Consider the following 21,876-nt stretch of genomic DNA (forward strand, 5'->3'; position numbering starts at 1 on the left):
AGGGCAGCTCTTTTTGAGTACAACAGTAAGGAGGCCAGCTATGAGCAAGCGTGCACGCAAGCGTCGTGACCGTAAGCGTGGCGGCGCGAACCACGGGAAGCGCCCCAACACCTAGGCAAAGGCCAGGTACTACGGTTCACAGCAAAAGAACCCCGGAAGCCACATGGCTTTCGGGGTTCCTTTGTGTTCAGGTGAGGAAATCGCGGCCCTGGCCCTGTGGCCGGACAGCCGAGCTAGACATCCACTGGCCGGATCGAGTGGATCCGGTCCAGGATGGCGTTTTTAAGGTTATCCGGCGCAGCTTCGGTACAGGAGCGCTTGACCATGTTGCGGATGACGCACTCAAGGTCATACTGCTCCGTGCATTCGGGGCATTCATCAAGGTGCGTTTTGATTTCCGTGATGTCCTCACGGGTCAGGGCGCCGTCCAGATACTCATAGATGCGTTGCATCCGGGTATCGTCGCAGTCGCCCAATCCCTGGCAGTCGCTCATTTCCTGTTCTCCTGTTGTGTGCTTTCCGCCGCGTCCTGCTGGGGGGCGGCCGTTTTGAATCCCCGCTCTGCGGCGTACTCTGCGAGCATGTCCCGCAACATCCTCCGGCCGCGGTGGAGCCGGGACATCACCGTGCCGATGGGGGTGTTCATGATGTCCGAAATTTCCTTGTACGCGAAGCCTTCGACATCCGCGAAGTACACCGCAAGGCGGAACTCTTCGGGAATGTCCTGGAGCGCACGCTTGACGTCCGAATCGGGCAGGTGATCCAGCGCCTCTGCCTCTGCGGACCGCAGCCCGCTGGAGGTGTGTGATTCGGCCCTCGCGAGCTGCCAATCCTCGATGGTGTCCGAGTTGGACTGAAGCGGCTCGCGCTGCCGTTTGCGGTACAGGTTGATGTAGGTGTTTGTCAGGATGCGGTACAGCCAGGCCTTAAGGTTGGTACCCGGCTTGTACTGGTGAAACGCAGAGAAGGCCTTGGTGTAGGCCTCCTGGACGAGGTCCTCGGCGTCGGCGGGATTCCGGGCCATGCGCATCGCGGCTGAGTACAGCTGATCGACGTACTGCATGGCATCACGCTCGAAACGGGCGCGGCGCGCCTCCGCGGACTCCATGGAAACATCGACTGCCACGTCAGTAGTTTCCGCATCAAGCGGCTGTACTTCTGCCGTTGGCTCTGCAGGCCCCGGCCGTGCGTCAGTCTTGGCTTCGCTCTGGGAAGCCTCATACATGGCCGAAACGGCCGGATCCAAGGTGCTCATTGCCTTCAAGTCTACTGTCAGGCTCCGCGCACGCGGTGAGCCGTACCCGCGGGGTTCGGTCTCCAGGGAGACCATTGCCACCGGGCCTGCTGCGTCAATTCCGTCCAACACCCGCCTCAAGGGCCAACTCCACTCTGTTGTCCGGTGCTTTGTCTGTCGGGCCAGGCTTTCGCGGACCCAGTTTCGATAACCCCGGCCCCCGGGCAAATATTCCCCAAAAGTGCAAGACTAGAACCGACTTCGCCGCACCCGACGCGGTTCGTCCAGCCAGGAGGAAATTCATGTCCTTTGTCCGCACTCTCGCACGGCCAATGTTGGCCTCCAGTTTTGTTCTTGCCGGAATGGATAAGCTCAAAAATGCCGATGACACTGCGCAGCAGCTGTCACCGCTTCTGAGCAAGGCCACGGCGGCGCTGCCGTTCCGGACTGATGAGAAAACGCTGGCCCGGGTCATCGGCGGCACCCAGGTGGGCGCGGGTGTCCTCTTTGGGCTCGGGAAGTTTTCGCGGCTTTCGGCCACCGTGCTGACCGTCATTTCCCTCCTCAACACCTTCGTTGAATGGCGCAGTGCGGACATCAGCAGCAAGGAAGGGCGCGGGAACCGCCGCAGCCAGCTGCTGAAGAACCTCTCGCTGAGCGGCGGGGCACTCCTGGCGTCTGTTGACACCAACGGCAAGCCGGGATTGGCCTGGCGCGCTGAGCACCTGGCTGCCGATGCCAGGAAGGGTGCCGCGCACCTTGCCGCGGACGCCAGGAAGACCACCAACAAGAAGCTGAACAAAGCTGATAAGGCTGTACGCCGCGCCGTTGAACAGGCCACGGGGGCATAAGCAGGACATGACCGCAGCAGCCGCCGCCACCCAGGACAACGCAGGAACGTCCCTTCCCCACTGGCCTGCGCCTTTCGCATCTCGGCCTGTCGATGCCACTGTCAGGGTTCCGGGCTCAAAGTCGCTGACCAACCGGTACCTGGTACTTGCAGCGCTGGCCGAGGGCCCGTCACGCCTGCGCGCGCCGCTGCATTCCAGGGATTCGGCGCTGATGATTGATGCGCTCCGGCAGCTGGGCGCCACCATCACGGAGGTCCCGGGTGACGGCGCGTTCGGTCCGGACCTGGAAGTGGTCCCGCTCCCGGCGGGTGCGGCACCGTCCTCCACGAGGATAGATTGCGGCCTTGCCGGCACGGTGATGCGCTTTGTTCCGCCGCTGGCGGCGCTCCGTAACGGGGCCAGCGAGTTCGACGGCGACCCCCACGCCCGTAACCGGCCCATGGGGGCCATTATCGAAGCTCTCAAGGCGCTGGGGGTGGCGGTCACCGCCGAAGGCGGCAGGGCGCCGTCGTCGTTGCCGTTTGTGGTGGAAGGCACCGGAGAGGTGCGCGGCGGCCACCTGGTCATCGACGCCAGCGCGTCCTCGCAGTTCGTTTCGGCGCTGCTTCTGGTGGGCGCAAGGTTCACCGAAGGACTGCACCTTGAGCACGTCGGGAAGCCGGTGCCGAGCCTCGACCACATCAACATGACCGTAGCCGTCCTGCGCGAAGCCGGGGTTGTTGTTGACGATTCGGTTCCCAACCACTGGGTTGTTGCCCCGGGACCCATCCGCGCCTTCGACCAGAGGATCGAGCAGGACCTGTCCAACGCCGGTCCCTTCCTGGCCGCTGCCCTGGCATCCGGCGGAACAGTCCGCATCCCGGACTGGCCGGAACAGACGCAGCAGGTGGGAGACCTTTGGCGGACCATCCTCACTGAAATGGGCGCGGACGTCACGCTTCGGGACGGCGTCCTCACCGTAACGGGCGGACCTGAAATCAAGGGCGCCGATTTTGCGGACACGAGCGAACTCGCCCCCACCGTGGCAGCGCTCTGCGCGCTGGCCACCGGCCCTTCCCGGCTCAGCGGCATAGCGCACCTTCGCGGCCACGAAACCGACAGGCTGGCGGCGCTGGTCACCGAGATCAACCGCCTGGGCGGTGATGCCGAGGAAACCAGTGACGGTCTGGTGATCCGGCCCGCCCAGCTGCACGCCGGCGTCGTGCGCAGTTACGCCGACCACCGCATGGCCACGGCCGGGGCAATCCTTGGCCTGGCAGTGGAGGGCGTGCAGGTGGAGGACATCGCCACTACCGCGAAAACGATGCCGGACTTCCCCCGGCTGTGGGCGGACATGCTGGCCCAGGCAGGGCCGGCCACAGCCCGCGCGGAAGGTACCACCAGTGGCGCGCAGCACTGACTCCTGGGATGAATCCGATGTCCGCATCAGGCCCAGCAAAAAGGGTTCGCGCCCGCGCACCAAAGACCGGCCCAGCCACGACGACGCCGTAACCGGCCGGATCATCACCGTTGACCGCGGGCGCTACACGGCAGTGGTGGGCGAGGACTCAGGAAACGAACGGGTTGTCATAGCCGCGAGGGCCCGGGAGCTGCGCCGCAACCCGGTGGTGGCGGGAGATTTCGTCTCCCTTGTAGGTGACGTCTCGGGCGAACCGGACACCCTGGCCCGGCTGGTGAAGATCCAGGCCCGCCGGACCCTGCTGCGGCGCAGCGCCGATGACACGGACCCGGTGGAGCGGGCTGTGGTGGCCAATGCGGACCAGCTGGTGATTGTGGTGGCTGCGGCCAACCCCGAGCCGCGCACCGGCTTCATCGACCGCGCCCTGGTGGCGGCCTACGACGCCGGGATCGAGCCGATCCTGTTGGTCACCAAGGCGGACGTTAAGGATCCGGCGGACCTGCTGTCCAACTACAGGCACCTGGACTTCCCGGTGATCATCAGCCGCACTGCGGACTCCAGCGCTTCAGGCATTGATGCCCGTTCGGACGACGGCCTCTCCGCACGGCTCGACAGCAAAGCCGTGGCTGAGCTCCGCGCGTACCTTGATGAGAAAGTCACGGTCATGCTGGGGCATTCAGGGGTGGGCAAATCCACCATGGTGAATGCCTTGACCGGCGCGGAACGGGCTACCGGCGGCGTCAACGCCGTGACGGGGCGCGGGCGCCACACCTCGTCGTCGGCGCTGGCGTTGAGACTGGCAGACGCACCGGTAGGCAGCTGGATCATCGACACCCCCGGCATCCGTTCATTCGGCCTGGCCCACGTGGATCCGGACCGGATCCTGCGCTCCTTCCCGGACCTCTCCCCCGGCATCGAGGACTGCGAACGCGGTTGCAAGCACACCGCCACGGCGGTGAACTGCGGACTCGACGCTTGGGTGGGCGGCGGCCACGCCGGCGCCACGGGGGCAGCACGGCTCGCTTCGCTGCGGCGCCTGCTGGGCACCGACCCACGCCTGGAGGCGCAGGAGACCAAGGAACTGGGAAGCGTCAACTGACAAGGCCGACCTCCCAGCAGAACCCCGCACAGACGGTAGTTTGGAACCATGATCCAACCCGCTTCAAGCTACAACGATGACCTGCGCCTGGCCCACGTCCTGGCGGACTCCGTGGATGACCAGACCATGAGCCGCTTTAAGGCCCAGGACCTCCACGTGGAGACCAAGCCGGACCTGACGCCGGTCACCGACGCGGACAAGGCCGCAGAAGAAGCCATCCGCGGCCAGTTGTCCCGGTCCCGCCCGCGTGACGCCGTGCTCGGGGAAGAGTTCGGCAGCACCGGCCACGGGTCCCGCCGCTGGATCATCGACCCCATCGACGGCACCAAAAACTTCGTCCGCGGCGTCCCCGTGTGGGCAACCCTGATCGCACTGGTGGATGAAGGCGAGCCCGTCGTCGGAGTGGTGAGCGCACCGGCCCTGGGAAAGCGCTGGTGGGCGGCCAAGGGCATGGGCGCCTACATGGGACGGTCACTGGCGGCCGCCACCCGGCTCCGCGTCTCCAACGTCGCCAACCTGTCCGATGCTTCGCTGTCCTACTCGAGCCTGGGCGGCTGGAAGGAACGCGGCAGCCTGGACAATTTCCTGGGCCTTACCGAGGATGTCTGGCGGACCCGTGCGTACGGCGACTTCTGGTCCTACTGCATGGTGGCTGAAGGCTCGGTGGACATCGCCTGCGAACCCGAACTCAACTTGTACGACATGGCGGCACTTGTGCCGATCGTGGTCGAGGCGGGTGGCCGCTTCACCTCCCTGGAGGGTGAGGACGGGCCCTTTGGCGGCAACGCGCTGGCCACAAATTCCATCCTGCACTCCGAGGTTCTCCGCCGGCTGAACCCTGACCTTGACGATCTCCTCTAAGCGTCTGCATCGAACAATCAGCGGCGGGCGCCTCCCCAAGGAGGCGCCCGCCGTCGTTTTCTTCGGCCATAGCGGGACTTTTCAGTCGGTGCGTAACAAAACGCTTAACATTCCAGCCGGCTTCGAACCTTCCTGCTGCATGTCCTACGCTCTTAACCAGGTCACGAGTGCCAGCGCGAAACCCCGGTTTGCTGGCCGGCAACCCTCCAACCGCGGTGGGGTGCCCCGGGTGACGACCAGGCCGGTCCGGAACGGATGCGGCAAGCGCGGATTCCCGGTACTGGGAGTCCTTTCAGAGTGAGGTCTGCCGTGACTACTGCCACCGTCTCCCCCAACGCCGCCGCCCAGCCAGAATTTGTCCAGTCTGATGCTGCCGCCTTCGACGCCCGCCGGGCTGTTGCCGGGCGGCCGCTTTCCGCCGTCACCGGCGCCGAAATCCAGGCGCCGCTGATCTCCGGCGGGCACGTCCGGTACGCCAACCTCGACTACGGAGCCTCTGCTCCCGCCCTCTCCGTGGTCTCGGCCTACCTCAACGAGATCCTGCCGTTCTACGCCAGCGTCCATCGCGGAGCCGGCTACGCGTCCCAGATCAGCACGTCCGTTTATGAAAACGCCCGCAACATCGTGCGCGGATTCGTGGGCGGCCGTCCGGATGATTCGGTGATTTTTACCCGGAACACCACTGATTCGCTGAACCTGCTGGCTGGATGCCTGCCGGAAACGGATGGCCGGCCCGACGGCGACGTCCTGTACCTGGACATCGAGCACCACGCAAACCTGCTTCCGTGGCAGGGCGTCCCCCACCGCAGCATTGTCGCCGCCGACACCATCGCCGGGACCATCGAGTCGGTCCGCGCCGAACTGGAGCAGGGCGGCGTGAGCCTGCTTGCTGTCACCGGTGCCTCCAACGTCACCGGGGAAATCCTTCCCGTCCGGATCCTGGCCACTTTGGCCCACGAACACGGCGCACGGATTGTGGTGGATGCCGCCCAGCTGGCACCGCACCGCCGCATCAATATCGCAGCAGACGGCGTGGACTACCTCGCCTTCTCCGGCCACAAGCTCTACGCACCGTTCGGCGCGGGCGTGCTGGTGGGACGCACGGACTGGCTGGACGCCGGAACGCCGCATCTCGCAGGGGGAGGCGCCGTCAAGGAAGCAAGGCTCGACGGCGTCAGCTGGGCCACCGGCCCGGCCCGCCACGAGGGCGGCTCCCCCAACGTCCTGGGCGCAGCCACGCTGGCACGCGCCACACAGGTGATTGCCGGGCTTGACCAGGACCAGTGGCACGCCCACGAGTCCGCCATCCGCTCGTACCTGGTGGAAGGCCTGCAGAGGATCGACGGCGTAACCGTCCACACGATCTTCAAGGACACGAACCCGGACACGGACACCATCGGCGTGGTCAACTTCTCCGTGGAAGGCTACGACGCCGGACTGGTGGCCGCCTACCTGTCTGCTGAGCACGGTGTGGGCCTGCGCGACGGCCGCTTCTGCGCCCACCCGCTGCTGAAGCGTCTCGGCCTGCCCTCCGGTTCACTGCGCGCCAGCTTCGGCGTCGGCTCACGCCTTGAGGATGCCGAACGGCTCCTTGCCGGCATCGAGTCGCTGCGCCGCCACGGCCTTGGGTGGGACTACGTGGTGGACGCCGGGCGCTGGGTCCCCGCCAACGACACCCGCACCTACCCGCACTGGGCCCCCAACACGCCGGGAACCGCCGGCGCGGCCCCCTGCCTCGACGACTGAGCTCCCTGCCGGGAGCTCCTGTTGCTGCCCGCTGGTTCTGCCTTCTGGCCTTGCCGGCACGACGGGTACGGTAAATTCGAAGGATACCCAGGGCATCAGGCGAAGGAGGCCACACGTGGTACGGGGTGGCCCCAAACTTGATCACGGACGGCGACGGGAGCTCGGCCAGAGCTTCCAGGACGGTGGCCGGCATTACCAGCAGGTCCGCCCTGGCTACCCGGAAGAATCCGCGCAGTGGCTGGTGCCGCAGGGAGCCCTTGACGCCCTCGACGCCGGAGCCGGCACCGGAAAGTTCACCGAACTGCTGCTGGGCCTGGGCCTTACCGTCACCGCCTTGGACCCCTCCGCCGACATGCTCGAACAGTTGCAGGCGCACTACCCCGGCGCCACGGCGGTCCATGCCACCGCAGAGGCAACGGGCCTGCCACCGGAGGCCTTCGACGTCGTCAGTGTTGCCCAGGCCTGGCACTGGTGCGATGCCCTGGCCGCGAGCACGGAACTGGCACGCGTCCTGCGTCCGAACGGAACGCTGGGACTGGTCTGGAACCAGCTGGATACATCGGTTCCCTGGGTCCACCGGCTCTCCCGGATCATGCACGCCGGGGACGTGTACAAACCGGACTTCCGCCCGCTCGTGGGACCGGAGTTCAAGGGGCTTGAGGGCCATGTGACCCATTGGCAGGACCGCGTCACCACCACGGACCTGGTGGAACTCACCAAGTCGCGAAGCTATTACCTCCGCGCAGGTCAAGCAATCCGGGACAAGGTGCTGGCCAACCTGGACTGGTACCTCCACGAGCACCTGGGACACGGCCAGGATGAAGAGCTTGACCTGCCCTACCTGACGCTCACCTGGCGGGCCTTCAAAGCGTGACGGGAAACGGGCAACGGGTAGGCTTGGAGCTGTGAAGACCAGCGCGCCCTCCTCCTCCATCGAGGATTACGTCAAGGTCATCTATTCGTTCACTGAGTGGCAGGACAAGCCCATCACGTCCTCCCAGCTGGCTCAGCGGCTCGGTGTTGCCAATTCTTCAGTCTCCGAGATGGTCCGCAAGCTGAAGGACCAAGGGCTTGTCGACCACAAGCCCTACAGTGCCATCACGCTCACGGACGCCGGCGTTAGGCTGGCACTGTCCATGGTGCGGCGCCACCGCCTGATTGAGACCTACCTTGTCCAGCAGCTGGGCTACAGCTGGGATGAGGTCCATGACGAAGCTGAACTGCTGGAGCACGCAGTCTCAGACACGTTTATTGAGCGCGTTGCCGAAAAACTTGGGAACCCGCAGCGTGATCCGCACGGCGACCCCATTCCCACGGCGGACGGGAAGGTGCTGATGCCTCCGGCCCACCTGATGGGTGAGCTGGACCAGGGCCATACCGGCCGGATCACCCGGATCAGCGACGAAAACCCGGACCTGCTCCGCTACCTTTCCGCGGAGGAGATTGACCTCGACGCCGAAGTGGAGGTGGTGGGCCGCAAGCCGTTCGGCGGTGCCCTGGTAGTACGGATCAGGAACGCGGGCAGGACCAGGGACTATGACCTCGCGGACGAAATCACCTCGGCACTGTGGGTGCACAGCGACCATCCGCACCCGGGCTGCCTGCTGGGAGAGAGCTGAATGCACGCCGGCATGCCGGCAGGCCGCGCGTGGCTTGCTGTTGCGGCCGGAGGCCTACTCGGCACTGAACTGCGGTACGGACTGGGGCTGGTGTTCCCGGATGCTGCCGGCTCGGTGCCGTGGGCCACGTTGTGGATCAACGTGGCGGGCAGCTTCGTGCTGGCCGCGCTGACTACTGTCTGGATCGCCAGGCCGCATACCGCGTTCTGGTTGCGGGCCGGGCTGGGGCCTGGGCTGGTTGGGTCCTTCACGACGTTTTCTGCGGTGGTGTTTTCGGTGGACCAGCTGGCCCGGGCGGGGGCGCATGTGTTGTATGTGGCCTACCTGGTGTTGTCGGTTGTCCTGGGGCTGGCCGCGGCCGGCGTGGGGTGGCGTTTCGGCACGCTGGTGGCCCGGCGCCACGAAAGCTTGCCTGGTACCCCCTCGTGATGGCTGCTGTCCTGGTGGGCCTGTTCGGCATCGCGGGAGCCCTTCTGCGCTTCGCGGTGGACAGCTGGTTTGCCCATCACACCTCTATCCGGACCGCCAATGCGGTTGGTGCTTCCCCTGCCGGTCCCGGTCGTGGCTGGAAGGCCAGGGCGCGGCTGCACTGGCCCTGGGCCACGCTGCTGGTGAACGTCCTGGGCTGCTTTCTCATCGGGGTTTCCCACGCCATGGCGCTGAAGCTGGGGCTGGCTCCGGAATGGCAGACGGCACTGGCAACGGGGCTGGCAGGCGGTCTCACCACCTTCAGTTCCTGGGCCACGGCGACGGTGCGGCTGCTGGCTGAAGCGCGGTTCGGTTCCGCCATGTGGTTTGTGGCGGCCAACCTTGTCCTCGGCTTTGGCGCTGCCGGGGCCGGCATTGGGCTGGCCGCTTAGCGCAACCACTGACGATTTGGCAGGCTCCCGTATGGTGGATGGTGATGATTAGCAGACGTGACGCGGCCATTGCCCTTGATGTACCGATGGAAATGGCCCAGCGCCACGGCCTTCCAAAGTGGATGACCGAGGCCGAACTGGGCGAGATCCTGGACAACCCGCCGCCCTGGCTGGTCCAGTCCCGCGCCAACCGTACCGGCAAGCGGGCTGTTTGGGTCCATCTTGAGTGCGCCGTCTGTGGATACGAAGAAGCAGCGCGGCCAAAGAAGTGGTGGCCCGACTTTACCTACGTTGTGTGCGGCCACCATCGGCCTGAGGATGTTCCGCGCGTGCGCGAGGGATACGTCCGCAGCGAGTTCGACGGCGTCGGCACGCGTTTCGTGGGCATTGCGGACGTGCCGGGGCAGGACTAGTGCTACACCAGCCCCGGCATCTGCTGCCAGCGCACTGGGCGCGTTACTTTCCGTTGCTGGTCATCTCTTCGGGGACGGCGATGAGGCGGATTTCCGTGCCGTCCCGGAGCACCGCGAGCTGGAGGGGTTCGCCGATGGCGTCCGAGAAGAGCAGCCGCTGAAGGCTTTCGGCGTCGCTGACAGCGCGGCCGCCGGCGGCAAGGAGGATATCCCCTGCTGCCAGGCCTGCCTTGTCCGCCGGAGAACCGGGAAGCACCTCCACCACCCGCAGCGCATCCCGCTGGCCCGTTCTGATGACGGCACTGGGGGTGAGCCGGGTAGGCGTGCTGACGAGGCCAAGGTAGGCCCTGCGTACCCGTCCATCCTTGAGCAGGGCCGAGATGATGCGCTGGGTGGTGGCGTTGATGGGGATCGCCAGGCCAAGGCCGGCACCTGCAACTGCAGTGTTGATGCCAACGATCCGGCTGTGCGTATCCGCCAGCGCTCCGCCGGAGTTGCCAGGGTTCAGCGCGGCGTCTGTTTGGATGACATCCTCGATGACCCGCCTGTTGCCGGCGGACCAGACAGGAATGGCCCGGCCGAGGCCGCTGACTACTCCCGCCGTCACCGAACCGGACAGGCCTAAGGGGTTGCCCACGGCCACCACGAGCTGGCCTACCCGCAAGGACTCCGCAGCGCCGAACTGCGCCGGCGGTATCCGCGGTGGTCTGCCGTGAACAACAGCAAGATCGGACAGCGGATCGGCGCCCACAAGCTCCAGCTCCATCCGGCTGCCATCGGCGAACACCGCGTGCCCGCGCTGGGTACCGGCTACCACGTGGGCATTGGTCAGAAGGTAGCCGTCTTCGGTGAAAAGCACGGCCGAACCGGCTCCTAGACGCATGCGGCCGTTGCGGCGCGGGGCAGACATCTCCAAGGCGGCAACGTGAGGTGTAACGGCGGCGGCCACGCGCATGACTGTCTGCGAATACGAATCCAGCGCGTCGACGTCGGGCGCTTCCGAAACTGGCTCGCTGCTTTGGTTCATGGGGCACCTCCTGCATGTAGCCCGATCCCGGCGGTCTGCACGTCCGGGTCCTACCCGAGACAACGACCGGGCGGCTGCCACGAGTCCCGCCTGCGCTACGCCTTGGGTGAACGATGCGTGGACGCGGGGACTTGCAGCGCGGCGGGCACCTGCCACGGGCAAAGAAAAACACCCCGGTCCGCAGACCGGGGTGTTATCTCATGAGCCGGCCCATCCGTAGGGATGTGCTGACGCATATCAAATGTGGAGATGGGGGGAATTGAACCCCCGTCCGATGTCGTGTTGTCAGGGCTTCTCCGGGCGCAGTTTGCGTCGGAATTTCTCGGCCCCAGCCATGCCGCAAACAGCTGGCTGATCCGGGCCCAGTCACCTAAGAGTCCCGTTCACCCCGATGACGGAGGTGAACAGCAGTGGCTATCTAAATGACGCCAGGATCCGGGGCGATAGCAACCTCGGGCTGACGGACTGTCTTACTGGTTAAGCAGCAAGAGCGAAGTCAGTGCGCTTAGATTCGGCACTTATTGGTTTGCAGAAAGCGTTTACGAGATAATTCTGCATCCTCGGCCCGCTTCACCTGTCGCGACTAACATCGTCGAAACCGATCATCCCCATATTCTTTTACCAAACCGGCTGGCAAGCCCGCCGGACTACCCACTATAACGCATCCTGACCGCCATTCATTCCAGACTAGCGGCGGCGGTTGCGCTCACGCATTTCGCGCTGGGCTTCGCGGTTGTCCTGCTGCTCGCGGAGGGTTTGGCGCTTGTCGTACTCGCGCTTGCCGCGGGCCACCCCGATCTCCACCTTGGCCCGGCCGTCAACGAAGTACAGCTGCAGCGGGACGATGGTGTAGCCCGACTCGCGCACCTTATGCGAGATCTTGATCAGTTCCTCGCGGTGCAGCAGCAGCTTGCGGCGGCGGCGGGCGGCGTGGTTGGTCCAACTGCCCTGGTTGTATTCGGGGATATGGATGGCTTCCATCCACAGCTCGTCATTGTAGAAGGTGCAGAATCCGTCCACCATGGAGGCATGGCCCTCGCGCAGGGATTTCACTTCGGTCCCCATAAGTGCAATTCCAGCCTCGTAGGTATCCAGCACGTGGTAATCGTGCCGGGCCTTGCGGTTGGTGGCCACCACTTTACGGCCACTTTCTTTAGGCAACGGAATGCTCCTCAGTTCAAGAATCGGATGTCCTCCAGCCCAGCCGGTGCGGAGTCATACCAGTGTACGGCAGGGTAAAGCGCCCTACAGCAGTCCCGTCGGGTCCACGGCGTTGCCGTTCAGCCAGGTTTCGAAGTGGGCGTGGCAGCCTGTGGAGTTGCCGGTGTTGCCGGAGTAGGCGATCAACTGGCCCTGCGAGACCCGCTGGCCGTTCGACACCACGACGCTGGCATTGTGGTAAACGATAGTGGTCAGCGTGTTGCCTTGGACCAGGCCGTGCGAAATCTTCACCCGCCAGCCGCCGCCGTCGGCAGAGCTCCAGCCGGAGCTGAAAACTTCCCCTGCCGCTGCAGCGTAAACGGGTGTACCACACGCTGCGCCGAAGTCCAGGCCGGTGTGCATGTAGCCGCCCTTCCCATAGAAGTCGATGGTGCCGGGCGGGGTGGCGCGCCACCCGAACCCGGATGTGATCGGCACGCCGCCGTTGAAGGGATGCCGGAGGCCAAAGGCCGACGGCGAACCTACCACCGGCGCCGATGGTGCGGGGGGCACGTAGGGTTGCACGGGCGGTGGCGGCTGGTTGCGTGCTGCCGCCGCGGCAGCAGCGGCAGCAGCGGCAGCTTCCGCCTGCCTCCGGTGCTCCGCTGCGGCTGCTTCCGCCAGGCGGCGCTGCTCGGCTTCCCACGCTTCACGCAGTTTCCGGTCACGTTCCTGAATCTCAGCTGCAACGGCGTCCTGACTTGCCTGGACCCCGGCGAGCTGGGTCTGGATGCCAGGCTTGGCTGCCTGGAGCTCGGCGTCAAGGCGGGTGGTGTCCGCGATCAGCCTGTCCACTTCTTCCTTCTTAACAGCGGCTTCGTCGCGGGCGGCCTTCTCCCGCTCAAGGGCTGCGTCAGCCTTCCCTTTCAGGTCCTTGATTTCGACTTCCACCGCTTGCAGACGGGCCTCGGAATTCACGTTCGTGGCGTTCTGCTGCTGCAGCTTGTCCATGGCCGCGTTCTGGCTGCGCATGGCTTGGTCTGCCAGGTCCATGGTCTCGGTCAGGCTTCCGCCATTGTTGGAGCCGAAAAAGAGTGAGAGGTTTGAGGGTACTCCCCCGGACTTGTACGCCTGGGTGGCGATCTGGCCGATCAGCTTTTTGGTGTCGGCGATCTTTTGTTTGTCCGTTTCCATCTGCTGCGTAATTTTGGCCTTGTTCTGCTGGGCCATGTCTACGCGGGCGGAAAGTGCTTCGACTTCCTTGACTGCCCCGGCTACTCGGCCCTGGGCTTCCAGAAGCGACTGCTGGGCGCCGGGCAGCCGGCCCTGGTACAGGACCAGGTCGCTTGCAGCCTTGGCGATACGGGAATCGACGAACTCCAACGACTGCTGGACCCTGGCTGCTTCTGCCTCGAGGGCTTTCTGCCGGTCTTCAAGCTCATCCGCGAAAGCCACCGGGGTGGAGGACGCAAGCCCCGCTGCGAGGACAACAGCGAGCACGGCGCTGATGACTCCGCTTCGCTGCGGGTCTTTGCGCCGGCGGGCCGGCCTGTGCATGGGGGAAGTTTGGTCCGTAAAGTTCATGGGCATTCCTTGTTCGGTTTGCATACCTAGACGTGAAGGTATCTGCGCAAGGTCAAGAGGGACGAAATTCCGGCCAAGGATCCGCCAAGGATTATCAGTGCCGGCACGAGGATCAGTGTCTGGCCAGACGAGATGAAGGCGGTATCGGGGTACTGCTGGGACATGTACTCGCCGAGGAAGAAGTGCGCCACGGCCCAGAGTGTCGCGGAGGCCAAGGCGGCGCCAATGACAGCGGCGATGACGCCTTCGAGGATAAACGGAAGCTGGATCACCGTCTTGGAGGCGCCCACCAGGCGCATGATGCCCGTTTCGCGGCGGCGGCTGAAGGCGGAGAGCCTGATGGTGGTGGCAATCAGCAGGATGGCGCACACAATCATCACACCGGCGATGCTCACTGCAACCAGGGAGGCGCCGTTCATGACCGAGAACAGCCGCTCAAGCAGTTGGCGCTGGTCGATGACGGTTTCGACGCCGGGCTGGGACGAGAAGGTCTCGCTGATGATCTGGTACTTTTCCGGGTCCTTCATGTTGATCCGGAAGGAGGCCGGCAACTGGTCCGGCGTCACGGAATCCACGATCGGCGAATTCGAGAACTGGTCCTTGAAGTGCGTATACGCCTCTTCCTTGGACTCGAACTGGAAGTCGTTGACGTACTGCGCCACGGCGGGGGATTCCAGCAACCCGTTGAGGCTTTCCTGCTGCTCGGCGGTGACGGGACCGCCCGCGCAACCAGCCGCCGTCGACCCTTCACTGCACAGGAAGATGGCCACCTGGACTTTGTCGTACCAGTAGCCCTTCATCTGGTTGATCTGCATCTGCAGCATTCCTGCCGCACCGACGAAGGTGAGTGAGACGAAAGTGACCAGGATGACCGAGACCACCATGGAGACGTTGCGGCGGAGTCCGCTGCCGATCTCGCTGAGGATGAACGCGAGCCTCATCGCCGTCCCCCGTCTTCCTGCAGCTGTCCCGTTTCCGGGTCTTCCCTGCCGCTGGCGTCCTTGAGCCGGCGCGACTGGCCGACGACCGGGATCATCGAGGTGTACAGCGCCTTTGCCTCGTCGCGGATGATGATGCCGTTCTTGAGCTCAACCACGCGCTTGCGCATCTCGTTGACGATGTCGTCGTCGTGGGTTGCCATCACCACGGTGGTTCCGTTTTGGTTGATCTTGTCCAGGATGCCCATGATGCCCATCGAGGTGGTGGGGTCCAGGTTTCCGGTGGGTTCATCGGCCAGGAGGATGCCGGGCCGGTTGACGACGGCGCGGGCGATGGCCACGCGCTGCTGCTCACCGCCCGACAATTCGTGCGGCATCCGGTGCTCTTTGCCCTCCAGGCCCACTGTCTTAAGTACCTCGGGAACGGTGTCCCGGATGACGCTGCGGCTCTTGCCAATGACCTGCATGGCGAAGGCCACGTTTGCGAAGACGTTTTTCTGCGGCAGGAGGCGGAAGTCCTGGAAGACGACGCCGATTCCACGCCGGAGCCGCGGGACGCGCCAGCTGGAAATCTTGGCGACGTTCTGGCCTGCGACGTACACCGCACCTGAACTTGCCCGGTCCTCCTTGAGGACAAGCCGGAGGAACGTGGATTTGCCGGAGCCGGATGCGCCCACCAGGAAGGCGAATTCGCCACGGTCAATCTCAAGGTTGACGGCGTCCAGTGCAGGCCTTGCCTTCTGGTCGTATACCTTGGTGACATTTTCGAATCGGATCATGGCCCTAAGTACCCTGCAGGCATGGCTGATTCTGATGCAGCCCAGTTCTGCAGCCGGTGCGCGGGTTTCGTTGGGGGAAAGTAGGGCCCCGGCCCCTTGACTATACGCAGTACTTCCGGTGTATCACGCGGGTTTCAGGGGGTGTGTCGCCGGTTCCTGTTCGTCCGGCAGTTCCTTCAGTGCCTTATTTTTCGGCGTTCCGGTTGTCCGTCCGCCACCGGATGCCGGCGTCGATGAAGTCATCGATCTCCCCATCGAACACTGCCGAGGTGTTGCCGACTTCGTGCTCGGTCCGGAGGTCTTTGACCATCTGGTATGGGTTGAGCACGTAGGACCTCATCTGGTCACCCCAGGACGCCTTGACGTCGCCGGCCAGCGCTTTCTTTTCGGCGTCTTCCTGCTCCTTTTTGAGGAGCAGAAGCCGGGACTGCAGCACTCGCATGGCGGCGGCGCGGTTCTGCAGCTGCGACTTTTCGTTCTGCATGGAGACGACGGTTCCGGTGGGAATGTGGGTGAGGCGGACCGCCGAGTCGGTGGTGTTCACCGACTGGCCGCCCGGGCCTGAGGAGCGGAAGACGTCGACGCGGATCTCGTTGTCCGGGATCTCTATGGAGTCCGTCTGCTCGATCAACGGGATGACTTCGACGGCGGCGAAGGAGGTCTGGCGCCTGCCCTGGTTATCGAAGGGGCTGATCCTCACGAGCCGGTGTGTTCCGGCTTCAACGCTGAGGGTGCCGAAGGCGTAGGGTGCCTTCACTTCAAACGTTGCGGACTTCAGACCGGCCTCTTCTGCGTAGGAGGTGTCCATAACGGTGGTGGGGTACCCGTGCCGCTCGGCCCAGCGGAGGTACATGCGCATCAGCATCTCCGCGAAGTCTGCAGCATCAACGCCGCCTGCTCCTGCGCGGATTGAAACGACGGCCTCACGCTCGTCGTATTCGCCCGAGAGCAGGGTGACTACTTCGAGGTCTTTCAATGCCTTTTTGATTGACTCGAGTTCTGCCGCAGCCTCTCCCATGGAGTCGGCGTCGTCCTCGTCCTGCCCGAGCTCCACCAGTACTTCGAGGTCGTCGATCCTTGAAGTCAGGCTGTTCAGGCGCTCAAGCTCCGACTGGCGGTGGGAAAGCCGTGAGGTGATTTTCTGTGCCGCTGAGGGGTCGTCCCACAGGTCCGGTTCGCCCGCCCGCTCGCTCAGTTCGGCGATGTCTTCCTTCAGCGCCTCCACATCGGAGACCCTCTCGATCGAGTCGTAGGTGGCGCGAAGGGCGCGGATTTCAGCGGAAAAATCAATATTGGCCATGGTGGTTTAAGCCTACGCCATCCGGCTGCAGGCCCGGACCTTGCCACCTGGCGACCAGCCCGGGGTCGCTCGGCCAGCTGGGGCGTCCGAGAGCGGTCAGCGCGTAAGCCGTGAGCGGGCGGTTGAGGTCGCCTCGATCCGGATGCCGTCAGGCATCAGGAAGTTCACCACCGGCGGGTGAACAGCAGCAGTTAAGACGACGACGGCGGTGGCACCGTCAGGGCTGCCTGTTGCCGCTGTGACGGCGAGGCCACGGAAGCGCTGCGACGCGGGGCTCCTGGCAATGAAGGCTGCTGCCACGTTCCTCACTCTTCCGGGGCTCAGGACTGCCGAGGGGCTGCCGCCCTGTGTTGCTACCTCGCCCAGGGTGTAGCTATCCGCGGCAGCCACGGAGGCGCCGTCGGCCAGTGAGAGCAACCGTTTGTGTTCCAGGTAGACGGAGGAGATGCCGATGACAACAGTTGTGACAAGCAAAGCTACGACGACGTAGCCGAGGATCATCACCATCATCTGGCCGTCTTCATCCTTGGTCACTGCTTTCACCGAAACCTGCCCACGAGTTGCGTCGACGACGCCTCCACTTCACTGGCGTTGAGGCGTAAGTCGTCATTAAACGGCAGGAACGGGAGGGGCACCGTGAGGCCCACGGTTACGGTGACTGTGCTGCCTGGCGCCTGGCAGTCTGCGGCACTACAGGCCGTTGCTACCCTCGCCTGTTCCGGCTGGTGCCCGAAGTCGGCGAGCGCGATCGCCACCGCCTGTTCAGCTGCTGCCTGGGCGGTGGCCGGGTCTGGCTGCGCTATGTAGACTTTGGCGGCCTGGTCAGCTGCGCCGACGACTGCAAATGAGCCGCCCTGAATTTGGCTCATCGTGATGATGAAGTACACGAGCGGAACCATCAGCAGGAGCGCAAGGAAAGTGAACTCCACTACCGCGCTCCCCCGTTCATGGCTTTCGGCGCCCGGCTTCCGCGGCGCGGATTGTTTGCGGTGCGAACCTTCTTGGTGGGGTGTGACTTTTGTTGGACACGGTGACTCGTGCTGAGCGAAGGGGCTGGCCGCTGCAACTCGCGGTTCACGGCAGAGGGCAATCATCAAACGGGCACGAAGGGGTTTCAGGAGCGGGTTAAGGCTGCACGGCGGAATGACCTTTCACCTCCAGCAAGTTTCGGGGACCGATAAGACCGATCACCGGCATCGGGGCACGGACGGTCACTTCCAAAGTCCGCAGGCCCTGGTACGTAACCTCACTGGTGCTCACTTGCTGCGCAAAGCCTGCGTTGAGGGCGGACTGAATAAGGCTGCGGGTCCGTTCTTCCGCGTCCGCGGCACTTCGGTCAGCAAGAGTCCCATAGCGTGCACCGGAGGCCGCCGCGTCGATCAGCGTGTTCCTCACGTGCAGGACCAGTGTCAGCTGAATGATCGCAAGGAAGAACAGCGTGAGCAGGCTGCCGACCAGGACAAAATCAACCACGGCAGAGCCTCGCTCCCGCGACGCGGCCTCCCGCTGGGATGACCTGTCCTGGGCTGACTTGCCCCAGGGCCTATCTTTTCGGCGGATGTCCAGAGCGCGGTTGGTGGTCCAACCGTGGGTGGACGGTGACATCGGTTAGCTTCCGACCTTGTCCATGGCCTGGTTGAACATGGCTTCCAGCGCCGGACCTGCGAGCGCCAGCAGCGCCGCTACGAGGACAGCGGACATCAAGGTGATCATGACCCAGCCCGGGACGTCACCCCTTTCCGGGTTGTCGCCCGCAGTGAGGCTGCGAAAGCGGCGGGGACGGGATACATGGACCCCCGCCGTGCCCCGAATGTGTTTTTCCTTCCTGCTGCCAGCTCCAGGAAGCAGCGTCGCCATGACCGCCAGGAACAGTACCATGCAGCGAATCCCCATTTTCTCCGTCATTTCCGTCCCATTCCTGATTCCATTTCCGCTTTGGTTCTTTTGGTGTTTCGGTTTGTGTCTGATCTCTAGAGGCCCAGGTTGATCGCGGCGATGCCCGGGAAGACCGCAAAAACCACAGTCAGGGGCAACACACCAAATACGAGCGGTACCATCATGGCGATTTCCTTCTTGCCGGCTGCCTCCATAAGCTCGCGCTTAGCGGTATCACGTACATCCTGGGCTTGGGCACGGAGAACATCAGCCAATGGCGTTCCACGCTCTACAGCCACGACAATGCCGTCCACGAAGCGGACGAGCGGCGCCAGGTCCGTCCTTGCCGAGAACTCTTGAAGCGCCTGGATCAGCGGTTTACCTGCGCGCGTTTCAGTGAGAACCTTTGAAAATTCCTTCGTAAGCTCACCCTTGGCGCTGCGGCACACCCGGTCCAGAGCTCCTGTTGCGCTCTCCCCCGCGCTGACTGCCAACGCCATCAGTTCTGCCAGGCTGGGGAACTCCGCCATCATTTTCGACTCCCGGCGGCGAATCTGTGAACCAAGCCAGTAGTCCCGGAACATGAACCCGCCTATGGCACTGCCAAGAACAGCAACGGCCGCCAGGACCGGGTTGAATCTGCCGGAAGCCGCACCGAGGACGATGAAGACGATCGAGATAGCGAAGCCGGCTGCCGCCCACAAGAGCTGTTCAGCGCGGAAGTCAACAGGCGACTTGTTGATTCCCGCTTGCGCCAGTCTGCGGGCCGTAGCTTTTGATACGGGATTCAGTCGGCCAAGTGCCGCCAGACCGTCGCGCAATATTGGCCGAAGTATCCGTTCGAGCGGGCCGAAGGGCGCCAGGTTGTGTTCCCCGGTGTTCAACAGCCTGGATTCAAGATTTTGGGACTTTAGCTGTGGTTCAATGCGCTCCGAAAACGTGACAGCACGCATGAAGGGAGACCGAAAAATCATCAACCATAGACCAACGCCCATCAGGATTCCGCACACCACTGCCGGGGGTGAAATTGCCATCACCTGAGCACCCTCTCGTCTTGGGGAAGCGCCCCGATCCGAAGCATTAGGGAGTAGCAAACCAAGGAGACGACCAAGCCGCCCAGCAGAACCGCAGCTCCCACTGGTGTGTTGTAGGCCTGGACTGCCTCCGGCCGGGTGGCAAGGAGCATCATGACGATCCAGGGCGCGGCAACGGCGAGCCGTGCCGCGTTGATTGTCCAGGACTGACGTGCCTCCAGTTCGCTGCGGGTACGGGCGTTTTCCCGCAGAAACTCGGCCAGAGTTCCGAGGAGCTTTCCGAGGTCTGAGCCTCCAACTTCCCTTGTAAGGCGCAGCGCTTCAACGATCCGATCCGCCACAGGATCAGCCAGCCGGTGCTTGAGTTGGTTGAGCGACGCTTCGAACTGGCCGCCCGCCCGGTAGTCAGCACCGAAATCCCGGAAGACGTGCCGGAGCTCTTCAGGTCCTTTTTCACCGAGCTGAATAAGCGCCTCCGGCAGCGGAAGCCCGGCGCGAATTGCGGATCGCAGGTGGTCGACGATGTCGGGCCAGAGCGTCCGCAGCAACGCGCTCCTCTTCTTTGCCCTCCAGCGGAGAACGGTTATGGGAAGCCAAGCCGCAAAGAGGCCGAAGCAAAAGGAGATCGGCCAGGAACGCGTTACGGCGAAAAAGATTAGCACTACAAAAAGCCCAAGCCCCAGGCAGGTTCCCACCAGTCCAGACGCAGAAACCTTCTCGATTCCAGCTCCAGCCAGCAGGTCCCCGAGACGGCTGGTCTTTTGCTTGGGAAGCGCTGGTTTCGGCGACTCCCAAAAGGACCACCAGATCAGGAAAAGCCCTGTCCCCGCAGTAACTCCCAGAAGAGTTGAGATCATCGCGGGTCCAGCAACGCCGCGACGTCGTACCCTGCCCGGGCAAATTTTTCCTGTGCCGGCATGGAGTTGGGCCGTGGTTGCAGTGCCCCGTCCTCCATGGTGAACACCGGTGACGATTCGATGATGCCGTTTTCCACTCGTCGGCCGAGGGCGAGGACTTCTGTCACTTCCCTGCGCCCGTCAGCTCGGCGGCTGCAATGCACCACAAGGTCGATGCACGAAGCGACAGTCGGCACAACGAAGGCGCTGGAGATGTTCTCGCCGGCCAGCAACGGGAGTGTGCAGATTTTCGTGACTGCGTCATGCGCGGAATTTGCGTGGACAGTGCACATGCCGGGCAAGCCTGAGTTCAGCGCAATCAGCATGTCGAGGCTTTCAGCTTCCCGGACTTCGCCCACTACCAGCCGGTCCGGACGCATGCGGAGTGCTTCCTTCACCAGCCGACGCAGTGGTATCTCACCCTCGCCTTCCAGGTTGGGCTGGCGGCACTGCAACCCAACAACGTCCCGAAGTGGGAACTGCAGCTCGAAAATCTCCTCAACAGTGATCACCCGTTCCCGGCTCCCGATGCTGGCCGCGAGGCAGTTAAGCATCGTAGTCTTACCTGCTTGGGTCGCTCCTGAGACCAGGATGTTGAGCCCGGAGGAAACGGCGGCACCGAGGAACCGGGCCGACTGCGGCGTCAGCGTACCGAGCTCGACCAGATGTTCCAGCCGGCTGGCCTTGACCACGAACTTCCGGATGTTAACTGCCCAATGCCTCCGCGTTACGTCAGGGATGACTACGTGCAACCTCGACCCGTCAGGCAGGGCTGCATCCACGAAGGGCGACGACATGTCCAACCGGCGGCCGGAGCTTTTGAGCATCCTTTCGACCAGATCCCGCACCTGTTGCTCCGTCAGACTGAGGGAGGTCAACTCGGATTCGCCGTTGCGGGCTACGTAGATCTCATTGGGCGAGTTGATCCAGACTTCCTCGATCGTCGGATCATCCAGGAGCGGCTGGAGGACGCCGAACCCTGCCACGGCGTCGAAGAGAAACCTACGCGCCGCATCAAGAGGGCCAATCGGAGGCAACGGACCCATCAGTGCCCGCTCGTCATAGTCTGATACCGCCGCATCTACGAGGCGGCGCACTTCTCCTGCCTGCTGCAGCGGGTCAAGCCCACGGCGACGAATCAGCTCGCGGACTTCGTCCTCGACAATCCCCAATGCGTCCATAGTTCCCCAATACAACTGCCGCCTCCGGCGGAGGCAGTGC

26 protein-coding genes, 1 other RNA gene and 1 riboswitch are annotated in these 21,876 nt (G+C 64.0%); of the genes, 11 read left to right on the top strand and 16 right to left on the bottom strand.

Annotated elements, in window-relative coordinates; all coding sequences use genetic code 11:
* The first annotated feature begins 40 nt into the window (after nucleotides 1-40).
* Nucleotides 41-115: a 50S ribosomal protein bL37 gene (locus tag AC5RTE_RS04055; protein WP_369299106.1), complete on the top strand. Its 75-nt coding sequence runs from the start codon at nucleotides 41-43 to the stop codon at nucleotides 113-115.
* A 118-nt stretch (nucleotides 116-233) separates the two neighbouring features.
* Here AC5RTE_RS04055 and rsrA read toward each other — a convergent pair whose 3' ends face one another.
* Nucleotides 234-494: a mycothiol system anti-sigma-R factor gene (rsrA, locus tag AC5RTE_RS04060; protein WP_494040086.1), complete on the bottom strand. Its 261-nt coding sequence runs from the start codon at nucleotides 492-494 to the stop codon at nucleotides 234-236.
* The gene (locus AC5RTE_RS04065; protein ID WP_494040087.1) at nucleotides 491-1,255 is read right to left on the bottom strand and encodes a sigma-70 family RNA polymerase sigma factor; all 765 of its coding nucleotides are present in this window, start codon (nucleotides 1,253-1,255) and stop codon (nucleotides 491-493) included. Before AC5RTE_RS04065 ends, rsrA begins: the two co-directional genes overlap by 4 nt.
* 281 nt (nucleotides 1,256-1,536) lie before the next feature.
* Between AC5RTE_RS04065 and AC5RTE_RS04070 the strand changes: the two genes are divergently transcribed.
* The 10 genes from AC5RTE_RS04070 to AC5RTE_RS04115 all read left to right on the top strand — a co-directional run bounded on the left by AC5RTE_RS04070 (nucleotide 1,537) and on the right by AC5RTE_RS04115 (nucleotide 10,082).
* Complete coding sequence (locus tag AC5RTE_RS04070) at nucleotides 1,537-2,085, top strand: DoxX family protein (protein ID WP_494040088.1); 549 nt, start codon at nucleotides 1,537-1,539, stop codon at nucleotides 2,083-2,085.
* 7 nt (nucleotides 2,086-2,092) lie between these two features.
* Nucleotides 2,093-3,484 carry a 3-phosphoshikimate 1-carboxyvinyltransferase gene (gene aroA, locus AC5RTE_RS04075; RefSeq protein ID WP_494040089.1) on the top strand — a complete coding sequence of 464 codons (1,392 nt, stop codon included), beginning with the start codon at nucleotides 2,093-2,095 and terminating at the stop codon, nucleotides 3,482-3,484.
* Nucleotides 3,468-4,583, top strand: coding sequence for a ribosome small subunit-dependent GTPase A (gene rsgA, locus AC5RTE_RS04080; protein ID WP_494040090.1), 1,116 nt, complete (start codon nucleotides 3,468-3,470; stop codon nucleotides 4,581-4,583). The genes aroA and rsgA overlap by 17 nt, the downstream gene beginning before the upstream one ends.
* A gap of 48 nt (nucleotides 4,584-4,631) precedes the next feature.
* Nucleotides 4,632-5,444 (top strand): histidinol-phosphatase, encoded by an 813-nt coding sequence (gene hisN, locus AC5RTE_RS04085; protein ID WP_494040091.1) that lies wholly within the window; start codon nucleotides 4,632-4,634, stop codon nucleotides 5,442-5,444.
* 159 nt (nucleotides 5,445-5,603) lie between these two features.
* Nucleotides 5,604-5,717, top strand: a riboswitch (SAM riboswitch).
* Between the two features lie 36 nt (nucleotides 5,718-5,753).
* Nucleotides 5,754-7,190, top strand: a complete 1,437-nt coding sequence (locus tag AC5RTE_RS04090; RefSeq protein WP_494040092.1) for an aminotransferase class V-fold PLP-dependent enzyme — start codon at nucleotides 5,754-5,756, stop codon at nucleotides 7,188-7,190.
* Nucleotides 7,191-7,305: 115 nt separating this feature from the next.
* A complete protein-coding gene (locus AC5RTE_RS04095; RefSeq protein ID WP_494040093.1) occupies nucleotides 7,306-8,064 on the top strand; it encodes a class I SAM-dependent methyltransferase in 759 nt (252 codons plus the stop codon).
* A 31-nt stretch (nucleotides 8,065-8,095) separates the two neighbouring features.
* Nucleotides 8,096-8,809, top strand: coding sequence for a metal-dependent transcriptional regulator (locus AC5RTE_RS04100; RefSeq protein ID WP_494040094.1), 714 nt, complete (start codon nucleotides 8,096-8,098; stop codon nucleotides 8,807-8,809).
* A complete protein-coding gene (locus AC5RTE_RS04105) occupies nucleotides 8,810-9,238 on the top strand; it encodes a fluoride efflux transporter FluC (protein ID WP_494040095.1) in 429 nt (142 codons plus the stop codon).
* A complete protein-coding gene (locus AC5RTE_RS04110; protein WP_494040096.1) occupies nucleotides 9,238-9,669 on the top strand; it encodes a FluC/FEX family fluoride channel in 432 nt (143 codons plus the stop codon). Before AC5RTE_RS04105 ends, AC5RTE_RS04110 begins: the two co-directional genes overlap by 1 nt.
* A 44-nt stretch (nucleotides 9,670-9,713) precedes the next feature.
* Nucleotides 9,714-10,082, top strand: a complete 369-nt coding sequence (locus AC5RTE_RS04115; RefSeq protein ID WP_494040097.1) for a hypothetical protein — start codon at nucleotides 9,714-9,716, stop codon at nucleotides 10,080-10,082.
* A 43-nt stretch (nucleotides 10,083-10,125) separates the two neighbouring features.
* Here the strand turns inward: AC5RTE_RS04115 and AC5RTE_RS04120 are convergent, their stop codons facing one another.
* The 14 genes from AC5RTE_RS04120 to AC5RTE_RS04185 all read right to left on the bottom strand — a co-directional run bounded on the left by AC5RTE_RS04120 (nucleotide 10,126) and on the right by AC5RTE_RS04185 (nucleotide 21,836).
* On the bottom strand, nucleotides 10,126-11,109 hold the full coding sequence (locus AC5RTE_RS04120) for a S1C family serine protease (RefSeq protein WP_494040098.1): 984 nt from the start codon (nucleotides 11,107-11,109) through the stop codon (nucleotides 10,126-10,128).
* Between the two features lie 241 nt (nucleotides 11,110-11,350).
* Nucleotides 11,351-11,719: a transfer-messenger RNA gene (ssrA, locus tag AC5RTE_RS04125) on the bottom strand.
* A 77-nt stretch (nucleotides 11,720-11,796) separates the two neighbouring features.
* Nucleotides 11,797-12,270: an SsrA-binding protein SmpB gene (smpB, locus tag AC5RTE_RS04130; RefSeq protein ID WP_050054575.1), complete on the bottom strand. Its 474-nt coding sequence runs from the start codon at nucleotides 12,268-12,270 to the stop codon at nucleotides 11,797-11,799.
* An 84-nt stretch (nucleotides 12,271-12,354) separates the two neighbouring features.
* Nucleotides 12,355-13,833 carry a peptidoglycan DD-metalloendopeptidase family protein gene (locus AC5RTE_RS04135; RefSeq protein ID WP_494040099.1) on the bottom strand — a complete coding sequence of 493 codons (1,479 nt, stop codon included), beginning with the start codon at nucleotides 13,831-13,833 and terminating at the stop codon, nucleotides 12,355-12,357.
* 26 nt (nucleotides 13,834-13,859) lie between these two features.
* Entirely contained in the window at nucleotides 13,860-14,774 is a 915-nt protein-coding gene (gene ftsX / locus AC5RTE_RS04140) for a permease-like cell division protein FtsX (RefSeq protein ID WP_494040100.1), read from the bottom strand.
* Nucleotides 14,771-15,550, bottom strand: coding sequence for a cell division ATP-binding protein FtsE (gene ftsE, locus AC5RTE_RS04145; protein ID WP_494040101.1), 780 nt, complete (start codon nucleotides 15,548-15,550; stop codon nucleotides 14,771-14,773). The genes ftsX and ftsE overlap by 4 nt, the downstream gene beginning before the upstream one ends.
* A 184-nt stretch (nucleotides 15,551-15,734) precedes the next feature.
* Nucleotides 15,735-16,850, bottom strand: coding sequence for a peptide chain release factor 2 (prfB, locus tag AC5RTE_RS04150; RefSeq protein ID WP_494040102.1), 1,116 nt, complete (start codon nucleotides 16,848-16,850; stop codon nucleotides 15,735-15,737).
* A 96-nt stretch (nucleotides 16,851-16,946) separates the two neighbouring features.
* A complete protein-coding gene (locus tag AC5RTE_RS04155) occupies nucleotides 16,947-17,360 on the bottom strand; it encodes a pilus assembly protein TadG-related protein (RefSeq protein ID WP_494040157.1) in 414 nt (137 codons plus the stop codon).
* A 29-nt stretch (nucleotides 17,361-17,389) separates the two neighbouring features.
* The gene (locus tag AC5RTE_RS04160) at nucleotides 17,390-17,779 is read right to left on the bottom strand and encodes a hypothetical protein (protein WP_494040103.1); all 390 of its coding nucleotides are present in this window, start codon (nucleotides 17,777-17,779) and stop codon (nucleotides 17,390-17,392) included.
* Between the two features lie 196 nt (nucleotides 17,780-17,975).
* The gene (locus AC5RTE_RS04165) at nucleotides 17,976-18,455 is read right to left on the bottom strand and encodes a TadE/TadG family type IV pilus assembly protein (protein ID WP_494040104.1); all 480 of its coding nucleotides are present in this window, start codon (nucleotides 18,453-18,455) and stop codon (nucleotides 17,976-17,978) included.
* A 3-nt stretch (nucleotides 18,456-18,458) separates the two neighbouring features.
* Entirely contained in the window at nucleotides 18,459-18,728 is a 270-nt protein-coding gene (locus tag AC5RTE_RS04170) for a hypothetical protein (RefSeq protein ID WP_494040105.1), read from the bottom strand.
* A 92-nt stretch (nucleotides 18,729-18,820) separates the two neighbouring features.
* Nucleotides 18,821-19,759 (bottom strand): type II secretion system F family protein, encoded by a 939-nt coding sequence (locus AC5RTE_RS04175; RefSeq protein ID WP_494040106.1) that lies wholly within the window; start codon nucleotides 19,757-19,759, stop codon nucleotides 18,821-18,823.
* Complete coding sequence (locus AC5RTE_RS04180; RefSeq protein ID WP_494040107.1) at nucleotides 19,759-20,616, bottom strand: type II secretion system F family protein; 858 nt, start codon at nucleotides 20,614-20,616, stop codon at nucleotides 19,759-19,761. The genes AC5RTE_RS04175 and AC5RTE_RS04180 overlap by 1 nt, the downstream gene beginning before the upstream one ends.
* A complete protein-coding gene (locus AC5RTE_RS04185) occupies nucleotides 20,613-21,836 on the bottom strand; it encodes a TadA family conjugal transfer-associated ATPase (protein WP_494040108.1) in 1,224 nt (407 codons plus the stop codon). The genes AC5RTE_RS04180 and AC5RTE_RS04185 overlap by 4 nt, the downstream gene beginning before the upstream one ends.
* Nucleotides 21,837-21,876: the final 40 nt, after the last annotated feature.

The organism is Arthrobacter sp. K41, from assembly GCF_059089645.1.

What these genes read in the sequence shown, in the direction of transcription:
- rsrA (WP_494040086.1), bottom strand. Translation starts at nt 494, where the DNA reads ATGAGCGACTGCCAGGGATTGGGCGACTGCGACGATACCCGGATGCAA.
- AC5RTE_RS04065 (WP_494040087.1), bottom strand. Translation starts at nt 1,255, where the DNA reads ATGAGCACCTTGGATCCGGCCGTTTCGGCCATGTATGAGGCTTCCCAG.
- AC5RTE_RS04070 (WP_494040088.1), top strand. Translation starts at nt 1,537, where the DNA reads ATGTCCTTTGTCCGCACTCTCGCACGGCCAATGTTGGCCTCCAGTTTT.
- aroA (WP_494040089.1), top strand. Translation starts at nt 2,093, where the DNA reads ATGACCGCAGCAGCCGCCGCCACCCAGGACAACGCAGGAACGTCCCTT.
- hisN (WP_494040091.1), top strand. Translation starts at nt 4,632, where the DNA reads ATGATCCAACCCGCTTCAAGCTACAACGATGACCTGCGCCTGGCCCAC.
- AC5RTE_RS04105 (WP_494040095.1), top strand. Translation starts at nt 8,810, where the DNA reads ATGCACGCCGGCATGCCGGCAGGCCGCGCGTGGCTTGCTGTTGCGGCC.
- AC5RTE_RS04110 (WP_494040096.1), top strand. Translation starts at nt 9,238, where the DNA reads ATGGCTGCTGTCCTGGTGGGCCTGTTCGGCATCGCGGGAGCCCTTCTG.
- AC5RTE_RS04115 (WP_494040097.1), top strand. Translation starts at nt 9,714, where the DNA reads ATGATTAGCAGACGTGACGCGGCCATTGCCCTTGATGTACCGATGGAA.
- AC5RTE_RS04120 (WP_494040098.1), bottom strand. Translation starts at nt 11,109, where the DNA reads ATGAACCAAAGCAGCGAGCCAGTTTCGGAAGCGCCCGACGTCGACGCG.
- AC5RTE_RS04135 (WP_494040099.1), bottom strand. Translation starts at nt 13,833, where the DNA reads ATGAACTTTACGGACCAAACTTCCCCCATGCACAGGCCGGCCCGCCGG.
- ftsX (WP_494040100.1), bottom strand. Translation starts at nt 14,774, where the DNA reads ATGAGGCTCGCGTTCATCCTCAGCGAGATCGGCAGCGGACTCCGCCGC.
- ftsE (WP_494040101.1), bottom strand. Translation starts at nt 15,550, where the DNA reads ATGATCCGATTCGAAAATGTCACCAAGGTATACGACCAGAAGGCAAGG.
- prfB (WP_494040102.1), bottom strand. Translation starts at nt 16,850, where the DNA reads ATGGCCAATATTGATTTTTCCGCTGAAATCCGCGCCCTTCGCGCCACC.
- AC5RTE_RS04155 (WP_494040157.1), bottom strand. Translation starts at nt 17,360, where the DNA reads ATGATGGTGATGATCCTCGGCTACGTCGTCGTAGCTTTGCTTGTCACA.
- AC5RTE_RS04165 (WP_494040104.1), bottom strand. Translation starts at nt 18,455, where the DNA reads ATGTCACCGTCCACCCACGGTTGGACCACCAACCGCGCTCTGGACATC.
- AC5RTE_RS04170 (WP_494040105.1), bottom strand. Translation starts at nt 18,728, where the DNA reads ATGGTACTGTTCCTGGCGGTCATGGCGACGCTGCTTCCTGGAGCTGGC.
- AC5RTE_RS04175 (WP_494040106.1), bottom strand. Translation starts at nt 19,759, where the DNA reads ATGGCAATTTCACCCCCGGCAGTGGTGTGCGGAATCCTGATGGGCGTT.
- AC5RTE_RS04180 (WP_494040107.1), bottom strand. Translation starts at nt 20,616, where the DNA reads ATGATCTCAACTCTTCTGGGAGTTACTGCGGGGACAGGGCTTTTCCTG.
- AC5RTE_RS04185 (WP_494040108.1), bottom strand. Translation starts at nt 21,836, where the DNA reads ATGGACGCATTGGGGATTGTCGAGGACGAAGTCCGCGAGCTGATTCGT.